Source organism: Chryseobacterium sp. BGA-UO-ETr-SB22 (genome assembly GCF_059567885.1).
Map to the genome: position 1 here is coordinate 3,182,271 of NZ_JCAQOV010000005.1, position 16,593 is coordinate 3,198,863.

The following is a 16,593-nucleotide window of genomic DNA, read 5'->3' on the forward strand; positions in this document are numbered from 1 at the left end:
TTATTGCATAAAGAGAAAAGCCAGCTGGACGTCTGGCTTTTCTCATTGATAGAAGATAGAATTGATTCAATTATTTAATCGTAAGCTTCCTTGTGGTTATTTCGGTTTTTATCTTCAGTTTTAATAAATATACTCCTTTAGGTAAATGGGAAACATCAATAGACTGATCTCCATTTACGCTGATATTCAGTTTTTTCCCATCCATTGAATACATTTCAGCTTCTGAGATTTTTTCTCCTTTGATATACACTTTATCTGATGTAGGATTCGGATAGATGACAAGCTGTTTATCAGATTTAATTTCCGCTGTTCCCAAGACACTTTGTACGGAAGCATCAGAATACACCTTTGAAGCATCAATAGATTTCACACTCCAGTACACATTCTGAATGGCCGGATCAAGATCCAGAAACCATGACGGTGTCGTCACTACATATTTAGCAATATCATGAGCTCCCTGTGTAGATCCTACCGTAATTTCATAACGCAGTGCACTTACCGGGGTTTTGTCATCCGAAGCTCCACTCCATGCAAAATTAAAACGGTTTCCATTTTTCGTCAGATTCAGTTGAGTTGGTGCTGTAGGCTTTGCATTTGCAGCAGTAGAATTATTTTTAAAGACTTTAGTCAGTGAAGGCAGATCAGAAGCTGCCCAGTCAAATCCACCCAACAGGATATCCAGATGATGATCATTATTAAAATCAAACAATTGTACCAGTCCCGGACCTCCCAGCTTAGTTATACCCGTTAATGTTCCTTCATTAAATTTATTATTGGAAACATCATAGATATACGTTTTCACAACAGCATTATAATTTTCATTCCCTGAAATGATAAAGTCATAATACCCATCATTATTAAGGTCACCCACACTTAATGCAACATCAGAAATATCATTTACAGCAATCACCTGAGGAGTCAATGTTCCGGTTCCGTCATTCATTAAAACAGCAAAATATCCATCATCATTTCCATCTCTTCCAATTACCACAATATCCTGAAAACCATCCGCATTGAAATCTGCAAAATCTATTTTCCCAACAGCTACAGGAGCAAGATCCTGCGTAGGAATCAAAACTCCTGCCTGGTTCATATATACTTTAGAAACCGGATCACCATTAATATCTGACCCAATAATCACAAGATCCAGAAGCTTGTCATTATTAAGGTCTACCACTTTAAAACTTCCGTTTTGAGTTCCGTCAACCCAGTTTTCCGTCAGATCAAAACCGGTACCTGTATTTTTATAATAATCCAATGTATTTCCGAATCCTCCTCCATGGCCATATTGAGTTCCATTGATGGCATAATCCGATTTTCCATCATGATTAAAATCAAAAACCTCTACAGATCCATAAATTTTTCCGGGAAGTTCAGCATCTTTTACAAAGCCTGTTCCTGTATTTTTGAAACGGTATTGTTTATAATTCACAACATCCATATAGCTGAGGCCTGTGGAAATAATATCCATCAGCCCGTCATTATTATAATCAATGAATTTAATATCTCCAAGATGGGTCACATCAGCTCCCAATCCTGCATATGGTAATAATGTCGTTCCATTGTTCTGATATACTTCATTATAAGTACTGTCCACATTTCCATCACCATCAGAATCTATCGCTCCATTGAGCACGATATCCATTGTACCATTGTTGTCCATATCTGCAATATCTGCCGCAGAATAATAAAAATTATTCATGCTGGTCTGTATCTCCGTAAAGTTCTGAGCCATCAGACTGACAGGCAACATAGACAATAGAATATAAATCCTCTTCATACTTGTTTTTATTTAGATTAATTAAAAACAAAGATAGAATATTAAATTCTTTGCTTAAAAAAAAGCCTGTATGAATTATATCAGCACTGATTATCTGCTGTATCCCAAGGATTCTACTATTTTAAAAATTCATGATTATTAATCAGTCACTTATTTGCAAATATTTTCCAAAAGATTTGTCTATCTAAAAAATTCTTCGTTATTTTGCACTCTCAAATATTATACAAATAAGAACATCGAGATATGTCAAGAATTTGCCAAATAACAGGAAAGCGTGCAATGGTTGGTAACAACGTTTCTCACGCTAATAACAAAACGAAGCGTCGTTTTGAAATTAACTTATTAGAGAAGAAGTTTTACCTTCCAGAGCAAGATAAGCACGTAACACTGAAAGTATCAGCTCATGGATTGAGAGTGATTAACAAGATTGGAATCGAGGAAGCTATTGAAAGAGCTACTAGAAACGGATTGATTAAAAAGAATTAATAAATCATGGCAAAAAAAGGAAATAGAGTTCAAGTAATCCTTGAATGTACAGAGCACAAAGAAAGCGGTATGCCAGGAATGTCTAGATACATTTCTACAAAAAATAAAAAGAACACTACAGAGAGATTGGAATTGAAAAAATACAATCCTGTTCTTAAGAGATCTACCCTTCATAAAGAAATTAAGTAATTTATAAATAATAACTTACCATGGCAAAGAAAGTAGTAGCAACCCTACAAAGCGGTCAGTCTAAGAAAATGACAAAAGTGGTGAAAATGATTAAGTCTTCTAAATCTGGAGCTTACGTTTTCGAAGAAAAAGTAATGAATGCTGACGAAGTAGATGGTTATTTGAAAAAATAATCAGTACTTTGTTTACAATATAAAAAACTACTCATATTTTGGGTAGTTTTTTTGTTATCTTTGTTCACCAGATTATTAATCAGCAAAATATGAAAAAGATCCTGGTTCTGGTTTGCACCTTAGCTTTTCTATTTTCATTCAGTCAGAAAACAATGAATTCTATAGAATATAAAAATTCACCAAAAGTTTTCTCCATAAAAGGGCTATCACAGTCAGTAAGTATTGACTGCGGCAGTTCTAAAATGATTTTATTATCCGGGCAGGTACCTCTGGACTCCGAAGGTAATCTGGTGGGAAATTCTATAGAGGAACAGACCCAGCAGGTTTTCAAAAATATTGAAAGTATCCTGAGAGAATATGGAGGAACAGGAAAAGATATTATCAAACTGGGAATCTTTACCACAGACATCAAAAAAACACCGGATTTCAGAAAAGTCAGGGATTTGTATGTCAATCTTCAGAATCCTCCTGTAAGCAGCCTTGTGGAAGTGAGCAGGCTTTTCAGAGATGATGTGCTTATAGAAGTAGAAGCCACAGCAGTGATTAAAAATAAATAAGAATAAACTAAAACTATGAGTTGGTTTAAAAATATTTTCAAAAAGGAAGAAAAAGAAACCTTAGACAAAGGGTTGGAAAAATCCAGCCAGGGATTCTTTGAAAAAATGACGAAAGCCGTAGTTGGCAAAAGCAAAGTAGATGATGAAGTACTGGATGATCTGGAAGAAATACTGATTGCATCTGACGTAGGCGCCTCTACCACCATCAAAATCATAGGAAGAATTGAAGAACGTGTTGCCAGAGACAAATATGTAAGTGTAAACGAACTGGACAAAATTCTTCGTGATGAAATTTCAGGACTACTGCTTGAAAATCCTCATGCCAGTACAGGAAATATTGACACCTCCAAAAAACCCTATGTCATTATGGTTGTAGGAGTGAATGGAGTGGGAAAAACAACCACTATAGGAAAACTTGCTCACCAGTTCAAATCAGAGGGTAAAAAAGTAGTTCTTGGAGCTGCTGATACCTTCAGAGCTGCTGCAGTAGATCAATTGGTGATCTGGAGCGAAAGAGTGGGTGTTCCTATCGTAAAACAGGAAATGGGATCTGATCCTGCTTCTGTAGCATTCGATACTGTACAAAGCGCTGTAGCACAAAATGCAGACGTTGTCATCATTGATACAGCAGGAAGACTTCACAACAAGATCAACCTGATGAACGAACTTTCCAAGATCAAAAGAGTTATGCAGAAAGTAATTCCTGATGCACCTCATGAGATCCTGCTGGTTCTGGACGGTTCTACTGGACAGAATGCTTTTGAACAAGCCAAACAGTTTACAGCCGCAACGGAAGTAAATGCATTAGCAGTTACAAAATTAGACGGAACAGCAAAAGGAGGTGTTGTCATTGGCATCTCTGATCAGTTTCAAATTCCGGTTAAATATATTGGTGTAGGCGAAAAAATGCAAGATTTGCAGCTTTTTAATGGTACGGAATTTGTAGATTCATTCTTCAAGAAAAGATGATTTATATCATGTTTTCCCTTATATTAGCAACAAATCAATTTTAAATATTAACAATTAAAAAAATTTGCAACTATGGGAATACTAACATGGATCTTATTCGGTCTTATTGCAGGTGCAATCGCTAAAATGATCATGCCCGGAACTCAGGGAGGAGGATGGCTAATCACTATCATCCTGGGAATTTTGGGAGCATTTGTAGGAGGAGCTATAGGAGTCTACATTCTACACTGGGGAGATGTATCTTCATTCTGGAATCCTAGAAGCTGGATTCTTTCAATCGGAGGAGCTTTAATTATCCTCTGGATTTATGGAATGGCTACAAAGAAAAGCTGATAATAACGCTGATAAAAAAATAAAATCCCGGATCTGAAATTTCAGATCCGGGATTTTTGTATACAATATAAATTTAGTTAGTTGTTGATTCTGATCTGGTAAGGCATTTCCATCTTCACCTCAGACTGTAATTTTTTGTCTGTAATCTGCTGTAGAATCTCATAGTTGGATTTACCAATCTTATTCTTAATAATTCTGGCAGAAACATCCTCTTCATTCAGATCCTTGAAGATTTGCTCAAACGGTGACATTCTCTTAGGGAAAGCATCGATCTGGTAAGTCTTCAATCCTGCTTTTTGTGCAGCAAATTTTACAGCATCGTTCAAAGTACCAAGCTCATCTACTAAACCGATCTCTTTGGCACGAACTCCGCTCCATACTCTACCTCCTCCTACATTATCAATCTGCTCAAAAGTTTTCTTTCTGTTCTGCGTTACAAAATGTACGAATCTCTTATAAGTACCTTCCACACTTCTCGTCATCATATTTACCCCATAAGGAGTCACTCCGTTTAATCCTGAATAATACATAGAATTAGCATTCGTAGAAACAATATCCGCACGAATTCCGTTTTTGTTCGCAATATCTTTATAATAAGGCATTACCCCAAATACTCCGATAGAACCGGTAAGTGTATTAGGTTCAGAATAAATTTTATCAGCTGCCATAGCAACATAATATCCTCCCGAAGCCGCATAATCACCAAAAGAAACCACCAACGGCTTTTTCTTTTTCAACTGCTGCAATTCAAATAGAATCTCATCGGAAGCATTAGCGCTTCCCCCCGGAGAATTGATTCTGAAAACTACTGCTTTCACCTTATCATCATCCTGAAGTTTTTTAATATACTTCACGTATTTCTCAGAATGAATATCATTATACTCATCTCCGTTGTTGATAGATCCTGAAGCATACAATATTGCAATCTTTTCACCGGATTTATCTTCATCAGCATAAGAACTGATATAACTTGTCAGAGAGATTTTGTTCAGCTTCTCTTCGTTCTTTACATTCAGTTTTGTCTTAAGAAGATCTTCATATTCCGATTTCTGAATAAGTTTATCTGCAAGCTTATATTTCAAGCTCTGTTCAGGAATCATTCCATATAAACTGTCAGTAACCGTTCTGAACTGAGCCGTATCAATTTTTCTTGAAGCAGCCATTTTATTGGATGTATTTTTCCAAAGGTCATTCAGAAGAGTACTTAGCTGTTCTTTATTTTCCGGAGAAATATCATTTCTTAAAAAAGGTTCAACCGCAGATTTAAATTTACCATGTCGAATAACTTCTATTCCAACACCATATTTATCTGCAAAATCTTTAAAGAAAGTAACTTCAGTAGAAAGACCTTTCAATTCAATACCTCCTGCAGGATGCAGATAATATTTATCCGCAACAGATCCTAAATAGTAAGCCGATTGTGAAACTCCGTTTCCGTAAGCATACACAAATTTTCCGCTCTTCTTAAAATCTTCAATCGCATTTCTAAGATCATCAATCTGAGTGAGACCTGCATTCAAATTATCAGCTTCAATACTGATTCCTTTAATATTATCATCGGTCTTAGCTTTATTAATAGCTTCCAATGCATCATATAAAAGGACACTTTTATTTTGGGCACCTATACCAAACAATCCCATCTCCTCTTCAGTAGGACTATCGATTATATTTGTCTTTAAATTAATCGTAAGAACCGAGTTCTTTTTCACCGCCACCGACTTATCATTTCCCATAGAACTGAACACGAGCATCATAATGAAAAAGATGAAAAATAAAGCGCAAAGTATGACAATTGCTACTATATTTGCCAAAACATTTTTGAAGAAACTTCTCATAAATCAATCAATTTTCTAATATGTCGCAGCATAAGGTCGTTTTGTTACTAGGAAGTAACTTAGGAGAGCAAAAAAAAAATGTAGAGCTCGCATTAAATAAGATAAAAGATGCTGGAAATCAAATTTCACAAACCAGCGAATATTTAATGTCTGAACCCGTAGAGTTTGCCAGTTCCAATATTTTTTGTAATATTGCAGCAATAATATTCACTCCTCTTTCACCAATTCAACTGCTTGATTGTATTAAGAATATAGAAGTTGAGATGGGAAGAATTAATGATTCAAAAGTATCCGGAGGTTATACTGACAGGATAATAGACATTGATATCATTAAGTACAATGAATTAAATTTTAAATCAGAAAGATTAGAAATCCCTCATAAAAAACATCTTTTTGAAAGGGATTTTTCCAGAGTATTATTAAAAGATTTTATTTAAAACATAAAACATATTGTATGAAATTAGGTTTATTATTATTGGCTACAACATTGCCAATTGCAGCTTTCGCACAGAACAGCAGCACTACAGTAAACTCTTCCACAGAGTATCCTAATACATTCTCCTCAGGCTCCGCCAATGTACAAACTTTCGACAATAAAGCCAGACGTTTCAGAGACTGGTCTATTTCTGTCGGAGGAGGTCCGGCATTTATGGTTCACTCCGATTTAAAATCTATCCGCAAGGATAAGATCAATTGGGGGTACAATGCCTATGTAAGCGTAGACAAACAAATCACACATGCATTCGGTTTAAGCGTTATGTATATGAGAGGAGAAACGAAACAGACAGCACAGCTTCCCGGTGCTGCAGGTGTAAAATCAGGAATAGCTACTGCAACAACACAGTTTGACAACATCTCTTTATTAGGTGATATCAACTTCTCAAACTTATTCCGCAGAGTAGACAACCATTCCCCATACAGATGGGCATTCCATGGATATATGGGAATTGGAGTTCAAGGATTCAGAACATCATTACATGATAATGACGAATTCAGATGGAGCACTACTCCAAGAAGAACCCCTTTATTCATTAAGCAAGACATTGATATCAACTCTATCTTCTATCAGGGAGGTGTAGGAATAAAATATAATGTTTCTAAGCTTATTGACGTTGAAGCAAGAACCATGTACATCATCAGTGGTGATGATGAATTCGATGGCGGCGGATGGGCTGATCCTAATGATTACGATCCTTCCACACCCGGTTCAAAATATAACATGCTAAACTCTAGAAGATCGGATAATGCCTGGACAGTAAGTTTAGGACTATCTTTCAAATTAGGAAAGCAGTTATCTCACCTTGCATGGCATGACCCACTTCAGGAAGCTTACTACAGAACTAGCGTTCTTGAAAACGCATCAACAGATCTTGTTGTTTGCGAAAAAGGAGATGCTGACAATGATGGAGTATGTGATGATTGGGACAGACAGCTTGACACTCCTGCTGGAGCAAGAGTAGATGGTGCCGGAGTTGCTTTAGACATGGATCTTGATGGAGTTATTGACCTTTATGATAAGTGTGTAACTGTTCCAGGACCTGTTGAAAATAACGGATGTCCTATCAAATAATTAAAAAGTCTAAAAATTCTTTTTCAAAAGAAATCAAATAATAATACACGATGAAATTAAGTTTAGCAATTGTTGCATTTGCTTTGGCAATTCCTTCTGCCGCTTATGCACAAGACTCAACTGCTGATTCAGGTGGAAAATACCCTAATACATTTTCTTCTGGATCTGCTAATGTTTCTCCGTTTACCAACCAATCTAAAAGATTCAATGATTGGTCTGTCTCAGTAGGAGCTGGTGTTCCACTTCTTCAGTCAGCAGATTTGGCCTCGATCAAAAATGGTAACGGTAAAAACCTTTTTGGATATTCAGCCTATGTAAGTATTGATAAAGCAATTACACATGCTTTCGGAATCAATCTACAATACGACAGAGGTGAAACCAGACAAGGATGGTTCAATACCAAAGATGCAGCACCTGATGGATCTGCAGTAGGAGCAAGAACTCAGTATGATGCAATCTCAATCTTAGGAGACATCAACTTCTCTAATTTATTAAGAAGAGTTGACAACCACTCCACTTACAGATGGGCACTTCATGGATATGCAGGTATTGGTACTATCGCCTTCAGAGCATATCAGAAAGACATCAACGGACAAAGATTGATGACAGAAGTAAAACCTTTCCAATTAGGTTCTATGTTCATGCAGGCTGGTACAGGTCTGAAATTCAAAGTGAACAGAAGAATTGATATTGAAGGTAGATTAATGTATGTTGTAACAGGTGATGATGAATTTGATGGTGGCGGTGATGCTTACAGTGCTATCAACAAGCGTTCTGAGCAGGTTTCTGACAACTTCTTCAATGCGACTTTAGGTCTTTCTTTCAAATTAGGAAAGCATGAGTCTCACGTAATGTGGCATGACCCACTTCAGGAAATCTATTACAAACTGGATGTACTGGCTAATAAAAACCAGGATATCGAAGTATGTAAAAAAGGAGATGCTGATAATGACGGGGTATGCGACGATTGGGACAGACAACTTGATACTCCTGCAGGAGCGAGAGTAGATGGTGCCGGAGTTGCTCTTGATGTTGACCTGGATGGCGTAATTGATCTTTACGATAAATGTGTAACGGTTCCTGGACCTGTTGAAAACAACGGATGTCCGATCGTTAAAAAAGACAATAAGGAAACTGCTGTAGAAGTAGAGAAAACCCTTAAAGATATTTACTTCAATTTTAATAAAGCGACTATCAGACCTGAATCTAATGAAAAACTGGATCTGGCTGCTTCAATTATTAAAGAAAATGGAGGTAACTATTTGTTAACAGGACATACAGATATCAAAGGAAATGCAGCTTATAACTTAAGACTGTCTAAAGAAAGAGCAGCTGCCGTTGTAGGAGCTCTGGAAACCAGAGGTATCAATGAAAATGTACTGAAATCAAGAGGAGTAGGCTCTGCAGATGCTGTAATTCCTGCATCAGCTTCAGATGCTGAAAGAATGGCAGACAGAAAAGTTACGGTAAGATTTATAGAAACATCAGAATGGGATTCTATCAAAAAGAAAGACTATGAAGATGCTCCTGTAAAAAAAGCGGTAAAAAAGGTACCTGCTAAGAAAAAGAAGAAATAATTTTCCCAATACACCAAAACCGAAAAGAATTACTCTTTTCGGTTTATTTTTTTTCTACTACGAATTTTTTTACATACCTTTAACATTATTTTTAGAATAGTAATATGAAACACATTAAAAATCAACTAGTTTGATTTGAAAAAAAATAACATAAAATCGCTTTTTGGCGTAAAAAATCATTTAAAATAACTTAACTTAAAAAAATAACACTATGAAATTAAGTTTAGCAATTGTAGCATTTGCTTTGGCAATTCCTTCTGCCACTTATGCGCAAGACTCAACGGCAGTTTCAAAAGGAGAATATCCTAATACATTTTCTTCGGGATCTGCTAATGTTTCCCCATTCACCAATCAATCTAAAAGATTCAACGATTGGTCTATCTCTGCAGGGGTTGGAGTTCCACTTCTTCAGTCGGCAGATTTGACTTCTATAAAAAATGGTAATGGTAAAAACCTTTTTGGATATTCAGCCTATGTAAGTATTGATAAAGCAATTACACATGCTTTCGGAATCAATCTACAATACGACAAAGGTGAAACTAGACAAGGATGGTTCAATACCAAAGATGCAGCACCAGATGCATCAGCAGTAGGAGCAAGAACTCAGTATGATGCAATCTCAATCTTAGGAGACATCAACTTCTCTAATCTATTAAGAAGAGTTGACAACCATTCACCTTACAGATGGGCTCTTCATGGATATGCAGGTATTGGTACTATCGCTTTCAGAGCATACCAGAAAGCTGGTACCGGACCACAAAGATTGATGACAGAAGTAAAACCTTTCCAATTAGGTTCTATGTTCATGCAGGCTGGTACAGGTCTGAAATTCAAAGTGAACAGAAGAATTGATATTGAGGGTAGACTAATGTATGTCGTAACAGGAGATGATGAGTTTGATGGTGGTGGTGATGCTTACAGTGCTATCAACAAGCGTTCTGAGCAGGTTTCTGACAACTTCTTCAATGCGACTTTAGGTGTTTCACTGAAATTAGGAAAACATGAGTCTCATGTAATGTGGCATGACCCACTTCAGGAAATCTATTACAAACTGGATGTACTGGCTAATAAAAACCAGGATATCGAAGTATGTAAAAAAGGAGATGCTGATAACGATGGGGTATGTGACGATTGGGACAGACAACTTGATACTCCTGCAGGAGCAAGAGTTGACGGTGCCGGAGTTGCTCTTGATACTGACCTTGATGGTGTAATTGACCTTTACGACAAATGTGTAACGGTTCCGGGACCTGTTGAAAATAACGGATGTCCTATAGCAACAACAGGACCTGTAGTAGAAACAGAAACTAAATTGGAAGGAATTGAATTTGATTTAAATTCTGACAGAATTTTACCATCAAACACTCCAATCTTAAATAATGCTGTAAACTATATTAATTCTTCAAATGGTTCTTATAGTGTAGTAGGAGCTACCGATACAAGAGGTACTGACGCTTACAACCAAAAACTATCTGAAAGAAGAGCAAACAACGTTAAGAACTATCTGATCAAAAACGGTGTTCAAACAGGTAAACTACAAGCAGTAGGAAAAGGTGAAAAAGACCTTAAATATCCTGAGTGCGAACCAGCAACGAAATGCCCTGAATGGAAAAACAGAGCCAACAGAAGAGTATACTTCGAAGCTAAATAATAAACTTATTTATATATTATATGAAAGTCACGCCTGGCGTGACTTTTTTATTGATACTTTCCTTATTTTTACAACATGATTTCTCCGCAGGATTTTCAAAAGCTCAAATATGATACTCTTAAGTATTTCTGGGGTTATACCGATTTCAGGGATGCTCAGGAAAAAATTATTAATGCTGTCATTAATGAAAAAGATACTCTGGTTTTGTTACCCACAGGAGCAGGGAAATCATTATGCTATCAATTGCCTGCTTTACTGAAAGAAGGAACATGCCTTGTCGTTTCTCCTTTGCTTGCACTGATGAAAGATCAGGTAAATCAGCTTAAATTCCGTGGTATAGAAGCAGAATACCTTTCATCTGAACTGGATGAATATGATGCTGAAACAATTTATAACCGCTGTAAGGAAGGCCTAACCAAACTACTCTATGTTTCTCCTGAAAGACTTACCAATAGTCAGTTTATTCAGAATATGCAGGAAATTCAGTTATCCTTTATTGCAGTGGATGAAGCCCACTGTATTTCAGAATGGGGTCAGGATTTCCGGCCAAGTTATCAGAATATTAAAGGATTCCGAAGTAATAATCCTGAGATTCCCTGTCTTGCCCTCACTGCCACTGCAACACCAAAAGTTTTGGAGGAAATCAAAAATAAACTGGAACTGAAGAATCCTTCTGTTTTCCAAAAAAGTTTCAAGAGAGAGAACATCAAAATATTTACAGATGAAGTATCTGATAAATTCCAACGTGTCTTTGATATTTTAAAATACAGTAACGATTCTGGGATTGTGTATGTAAGAACCAGAAAAGAAGCTGAACTGTTGGCAGAATTTTTAAAGAAAAATCAACTGAAAAATGTTGATTATTTTCATGCAGGCTTAACAACCAAAGAAAAAAATGCCAGACAGAATCTTTGGAACAACAGTGACAATCATGTCCTTATTTCTACCAATGCCTTTGGAATGGGTATTGACAAAGACAATGTAAGATTTGTAATCCACTATTCTCCTGCCGCCTCTCTGGAAAACTATTACCAGGAAATTGGAAGGGCCGGAAGAGATGGAAAAGACAGTTTTGCCTTCATGCTTTGGAATAAGCAAGAACTTCTGAATTTTGATCAGATCTTAAAAAACCAGACTCCAAACAAAGCCGAATTTTTAAAGATCGTCAGCTACCTCTACTCTATTTTTCAGGTAGCAGAATTTGAACTTCCTGAAAAAACATTTCAGCTGAATACCCTTGGCATACAGAATTTCACCAAACTGTCGAAAGCAAAAATCAACAACATACTTAATTTTCTGCACAACCAGGAAATCATCTACTACAATGAAAACAAGAGCCTTTCTTCGCTCGAACTTTTTATCAAAGCCGATGAGATTGATCAATTACCACAAAAAGACGCTTATTTTATGGAGCTTCTTTTCCGTACGGTATCCGGTATCACTACCCACAAAGTAATGTTCAGCGAACAGCAGGTAAGTAATAAAATCAATATCAGCGTCCCTTTGATTAAAGAACGTCTTAAGGAACTGCAGCAAAAAAATTACCTTGAATATATTGATGGCGCGCTTTCAAGTATTAAATTCCTTAAACCCCGTGATGAAAGAGCAGTAAATAGCGCTTACTGGAAGTTATTTGAACATATTCAGAGAAACAAAATCCAGAAATGGGAAGAAATGAAGTTTTACGTAGAAAATAACGAATACTGTAAAATGAAACTTATCCTAGCCTATTTTGGTGAAAAAAATTCAAAAAACTGTGGTCAGTGTTCTGTTTGCGAAAAAAATAAACAGTCTATGTTTGGTAAGAATATTTCTCAGCAGATCGTTAATTTATTAGCTAAAAAGCCGGCAACGATTGAGGAACTTTCCATACAACTGAGTTATCATTCTAAAGAAAATATCTTAGAAAACCTTATTTTCCTTTTGGATTCAGGGAAAGTGAGAATGCTAAACTTCAGAACGTATGAGCTTAATCATTAATAATGAGTAATAATAAGCATAGAATGATTTTTTAATTAAAAGATAAAATAGACTCATCTTATCTCTAAAACTCTCCCACCCTCAAACTCCAATATCTTCCGACTCTCAGATCAAAAACTTATCTTTGCGGTATGAAATCATTGAAAGTCGTTTTTTTAGGAACTCCTGAGTTTGCAAAAACTTCTTTGGAGGCAATCCATCAATCTCACCATCAGGTGGTAGGTGTTGTAACTGTAGCCGATAAAGCAAGTGGACGTGGACAGAAAATACACCAATCACCAGTAAAAGTATATGCGGAAGAAAACAATATTCCTGTTTTTCAGCCGGAAAAACTGCGAAACCCTGAGTTTTTGGAAGAAGTTAGGAAACTGGATGCCGACGTTTTTATAGTGGTAGCTTTCAGAATGATGCCTAAAGTTCTTTTTGAAATGCCTAAAATGGGTACTTTCAATCTTCATGCCTCTTTACTGCCGGATTACAGAGGAGCCGCTCCTATTAATTATGCAGTAATCAACGGTGAAGAAAAATCCGGAGCCACGACGTTCTTTATCAATGAAAAAATTGACGAAGGAAATATTCTTCTTCAGCAGGAAATGGAAATTTTACCTGACGAAAATGCTGGAAGCCTTCACGACAGACTGATGGAAATGGGTTCAGGACTCGTAGTTAAAACATTAGATGGCCTGGCTGAAAATGCTATTGAAGAAAAACCTCAGCCGCAGGTAGAACATCCTAAAAATGCTTACAAAATCTTCAAGGAAGATACCAGAATCAAGTGGGATCAATCTTCAAAAACTATTCATCAGTTTATTCTGGGAATGTCTCCTTATCCTGCAGCTTTTACTACTTTAAAAATTGAAAACGAAGAAAAAGGATTAAAAATATTCGGAGGTAAATTTGAACTTTCTGATCACGGAAAACCGGCAGGAACTTTAGATATTTCAAAGAATGAATTTAAAATCTATACCCAGGACGGCGTATATTATCCGCTGGAACTTCAGCTGGAAGGTAAAAAAAGAATGACTGTGAAAGATTTCTTAAATGGTTTCAGAAATTTTGATGGAATCACATTAAACTAAGAATTACATTCAGATCATTATCTTACACGCATAAAAGTATACCAATAAAAAAGGTTTAGGAAGTCCTAAACCTTTTTTTATATTGTAAACAGTAAAACTTACTGCTGACTATTCATTGATTATAACTGTACCAACTCAGTAACCTCTACATCATATCCTCCAACCTGAGGTCTGATATTAGGATTTTGAGTAATTACTTTGAACTTATTAATTCCTAAATTCTTTAAGATCTGCGTTCCAATTCCATAATCTCTGTAATTGTATGCTAAAGTAGGATGCTGCTCCTGACCGTCCTGATAGTTCAGGAACTGCTGAAGTTTTCTTAATGTATTTTCAGAATTAGAAACATTATTGATAAAAATAATAGCTCCTTTTCCAGCTTCATTTACCATACCTGTTACTTTTTCCAATAATGGTTTTTCACCATTGTTCAATCTTGTCAATACATCAAAATAAGAATCTGAAGACTGTACTCTTACCAAAACCGGCTCATCTACTGTCCATGCTCCTTTTGTCAATGCAAAGTGAATCTGGTCATTGGAAGTTTCTCTGAAAGCATAAAAATCAAACTCACCATAGTGCGTTTTTACTTTTTTCTCTTCAAGTCTTTCAACCAGGTTTCCTTTTTTAAGCTGATAATGAATCAGATCTTCAATAGAAACGATTTTCATATCGTGTTTCTGAGCGAATGCATGAAGTTCAGGCAGACGAGACATTGTTCCATCTTCATTCATGATCTCACAGATCACTCCACCTTCTTTCAAACCTGATAAATGGGTAAGATCAATGGCAGCTTCAGTATGTCCGGCTCTTTTCAATACTCCACCTTTTCTTGCACGAAGCGGGAAAATGTGGCCAGGTCTCATAAAATCTGTAGGTTTGGATTTTTCATCCATCAGTGCTAAAATTGTTTTTGCTCTGTCTCCTGCAGAAATTCCGGTAGATGTTCCGTTTCCTAAAAGGTCAACAGATACGGTGAAAGCAGTTTCTTTAGGATCACTGCTTCTGCTTACCATCACTTCAAGCCCAAGCTCATCACATCTTTTTTCAGGAAGCGGCATACAAATAAGCCCTCTTCCGTGAAGAGCCATAAAATTGATAATTTCCGGTGTTGTCAACTCTGCTGCACAAAGAAAATCTCCTTCATTTTCTCTGTCTTCATCATCTACGACTATGATTATTTTACCATTTTTAAGGTCTTCAATAGCCTCTGGAATAGTATTTAATTTAATATCGGACATTTTTACTTTTTATTTTTGCAAAGATACTCATAAAAATAAGCATCTGCCAATTAATTATGAAGGGTTTATTACGCGTTGGATAAAGAGTTGGCCGCCTCTCTGAAAATTTCGTAAGATCTCAATCTTTTCTGATGGTCATAGATATGGGAGTTGATCATCAGTTCATCCACCTGAAATTTTTCCTGGAAATCTTTAAGCTTTTCCTGAACTTCAGCCGGATCTCCAATAAAAGTATATCTCAGTTTCTGTAGAACCATAGATTTTTCCATTGGTGACCAGATGTCGTCCATATCGTCAACAGGTGGAGCAAAAGGCTTTCTGTCATTTCTTACGATGTTGATGAAGGCCTGAAATAAAGTGGTAGAGATTTTATGAGCTTCCTCAGAAGTTTCTGCAGCCACACCGTTTACACAGGCAATGATATAAGGTTTATCCAGATATTTTGAAGGTTCAAAATGTTCTCTGTATATTTTAAAAGCCATTTCCATCTGCTCCGGAGCAAAATGTCCTGCAAATGCATAGGGTAAACCAAGTTCTGCAGCCAGCCATGCACTGTCTGTACTTGATCCCAGAATATAAATTGGAATATCCAGCCCTTCTCCGGGAATAGCACGAACCATAGCATCTGAATTTTCCTTAGAAAAATAACGCTGAAGCTCCAGAATCTGTCTTGGAAATTGTTCATTAATACTAGCAGGATTTCGTCCTAATGCCTGAGCTGTCAATCCGTCAGTTCCGGGTGCTCTTCCTACTCCAAGATCTATTCTTCCTGGAAAAAGAGATTCCAAAGTACCGAACTGTTCTGCAATAATCAAAGAACTGTGATTCGGAAGCATAATACCACCAGAACCAACTTTAATTCTCTTCGTTCCATTGGCAATAAAACCGATCAAAACTGAAGTAGCAGAGCTCGCAATACTTTCCATATTGTGATGCTCGGCCAGCCAGAATCTTTTATAATTTAGATTTTCAGCATGGTTTGCTAATGATAAGCTATCCTGAAAAGTATCGTGAATGCTTTTGCCTTGCTTTACCGGTGCAAGATCTAAAACAGAAATTTCAAAATTTTTCATATTGAGATGTTAATTTTTCTTTGGTCTTAAAAAAACCATACAAATTTAAAATATAAAAACTGCATTAGTTACTTTTTGTAATTAATAAAACCGATCGGTT

General features: G+C 36.5%; 16 protein-coding genes. 12 read left to right on the forward strand and 4 right to left on the reverse strand.

The features are described from left to right. Positions 1 to 70: 70 nt before the first annotated feature. The gene (locus AC57AW_RS21795) at positions 71 to 1,780 is read right to left on the reverse strand and encodes a T9SS type A sorting domain-containing protein (RefSeq protein WP_496353560.1); all 1,710 of its coding nucleotides are present in this window, start codon (positions 1,778 to 1,780) and stop codon (positions 71 to 73) included. A 243-nt stretch (positions 1,781 to 2,023) separates the two neighbouring features. On the opposite strand from AC57AW_RS21795, the gene rpmB reads away from it, so the two are divergent. The 6 genes from rpmB to AC57AW_RS21825 all read left to right on the forward strand — a co-directional run bounded on the left by rpmB (position 2,024) and on the right by AC57AW_RS21825 (position 4,487). Continuing rightward, positions 2,024 to 2,266: a 50S ribosomal protein L28 gene (rpmB, locus tag AC57AW_RS21800; RefSeq protein ID WP_002976757.1), complete on the forward strand. Its 243-nt coding sequence runs from the start codon at positions 2,024 to 2,026 to the stop codon at positions 2,264 to 2,266. A gap of 6 nt (positions 2,267 to 2,272) precedes the next feature. Further along, on the forward strand, positions 2,273 to 2,455 hold the full coding sequence (gene rpmG, locus AC57AW_RS21805) for a 50S ribosomal protein L33 (protein ID WP_027373683.1): 183 nt from the start codon (positions 2,273 to 2,275) through the stop codon (positions 2,453 to 2,455). Between the two features lie 20 nt (positions 2,456 to 2,475). Then, complete coding sequence (locus AC57AW_RS21810) at positions 2,476 to 2,628, forward strand: DUF4295 domain-containing protein (protein ID WP_073175385.1); 153 nt, start codon at positions 2,476 to 2,478, stop codon at positions 2,626 to 2,628. An 89-nt stretch (positions 2,629 to 2,717) separates the two neighbouring features. Then, entirely contained in the window at positions 2,718 to 3,185 is a 468-nt protein-coding gene (locus AC57AW_RS21815; RefSeq protein WP_318846615.1) for a RidA family protein, read from the forward strand. 15 nt (positions 3,186 to 3,200) lie between these two features. After that, the gene (ftsY, locus tag AC57AW_RS21820) at positions 3,201 to 4,154 is read left to right on the forward strand and encodes a signal recognition particle-docking protein FtsY (RefSeq protein WP_047386493.1); all 954 of its coding nucleotides are present in this window, start codon (positions 3,201 to 3,203) and stop codon (positions 4,152 to 4,154) included. A 72-nt stretch (positions 4,155 to 4,226) separates the two neighbouring features. After that, complete coding sequence (locus tag AC57AW_RS21825) at positions 4,227 to 4,487, forward strand: GlsB/YeaQ/YmgE family stress response membrane protein (protein WP_318846614.1); 261 nt, start codon at positions 4,227 to 4,229, stop codon at positions 4,485 to 4,487. Between the two features lie 77 nt (positions 4,488 to 4,564). On the opposite strand, the gene sppA is transcribed toward AC57AW_RS21825, so the two are convergent. Then, positions 4,565 to 6,322, reverse strand: a complete 1,758-nt coding sequence (sppA, locus tag AC57AW_RS21830; RefSeq protein ID WP_496353561.1) for a signal peptide peptidase SppA — start codon at positions 6,320 to 6,322, stop codon at positions 4,565 to 4,567. Between the two features lie 20 nt (positions 6,323 to 6,342). Here sppA and folK point away from each other — a divergent pair, with 20 nt between their 5' ends. The 6 genes from folK to fmt all read left to right on the forward strand — a co-directional run bounded on the left by folK (position 6,343) and on the right by fmt (position 14,179). Next, positions 6,343 to 6,759, forward strand: a complete 417-nt coding sequence (gene folK / locus AC57AW_RS21835) for a 2-amino-4-hydroxy-6-hydroxymethyldihydropteridine diphosphokinase (RefSeq protein ID WP_496353562.1) — start codon at positions 6,343 to 6,345, stop codon at positions 6,757 to 6,759. Positions 6,760 to 6,776: 17 nt separating this feature from the next. Then, entirely contained in the window at positions 6,777 to 7,892 is a 1,116-nt protein-coding gene (locus AC57AW_RS21840; RefSeq protein ID WP_496353563.1) for an OmpA family protein, read from the forward strand. Positions 7,893 to 7,942: 50 nt separating this feature from the next. Continuing rightward, entirely contained in the window at positions 7,943 to 9,469 is a 1,527-nt protein-coding gene (locus tag AC57AW_RS21845) for an OmpA family protein (RefSeq protein WP_496353564.1), read from the forward strand. Positions 9,470 to 9,680: 211 nt separating this feature from the next. After that, positions 9,681 to 11,120, forward strand: a complete 1,440-nt coding sequence (locus tag AC57AW_RS21850) for an OmpA family protein (protein ID WP_496353565.1) — start codon at positions 9,681 to 9,683, stop codon at positions 11,118 to 11,120. 75 nt (positions 11,121 to 11,195) lie between these two features. Further along, positions 11,196 to 13,100, forward strand: coding sequence for a RecQ family ATP-dependent DNA helicase (locus tag AC57AW_RS21855; protein ID WP_496353566.1), 1,905 nt, complete (start codon positions 11,196 to 11,198; stop codon positions 13,098 to 13,100). A gap of 131 nt (positions 13,101 to 13,231) precedes the next feature. Then, on the forward strand, positions 13,232 to 14,179 hold the full coding sequence (gene fmt / locus AC57AW_RS21860; RefSeq protein ID WP_496353567.1) for a methionyl-tRNA formyltransferase: 948 nt from the start codon (positions 13,232 to 13,234) through the stop codon (positions 14,177 to 14,179). Positions 14,180 to 14,298: 119 nt separating this feature from the next. On the opposite strand, the gene ribB is transcribed toward fmt, so the two are convergent. Together ribB and AC57AW_RS21870 are read right to left on the reverse strand one after the other, a co-directional pair. Next, the gene (gene ribB, locus AC57AW_RS21865) at positions 14,299 to 15,420 is read right to left on the reverse strand and encodes a 3,4-dihydroxy-2-butanone-4-phosphate synthase (RefSeq protein ID WP_318846606.1); all 1,122 of its coding nucleotides are present in this window, start codon (positions 15,418 to 15,420) and stop codon (positions 14,299 to 14,301) included. A 68-nt stretch (positions 15,421 to 15,488) separates the two neighbouring features. Further along, positions 15,489 to 16,493, reverse strand: coding sequence for an LLM class flavin-dependent oxidoreductase (locus AC57AW_RS21870; protein WP_496353568.1), 1,005 nt, complete (start codon positions 16,491 to 16,493; stop codon positions 15,489 to 15,491). Positions 16,494 to 16,593: the final 100 nt, after the last annotated feature.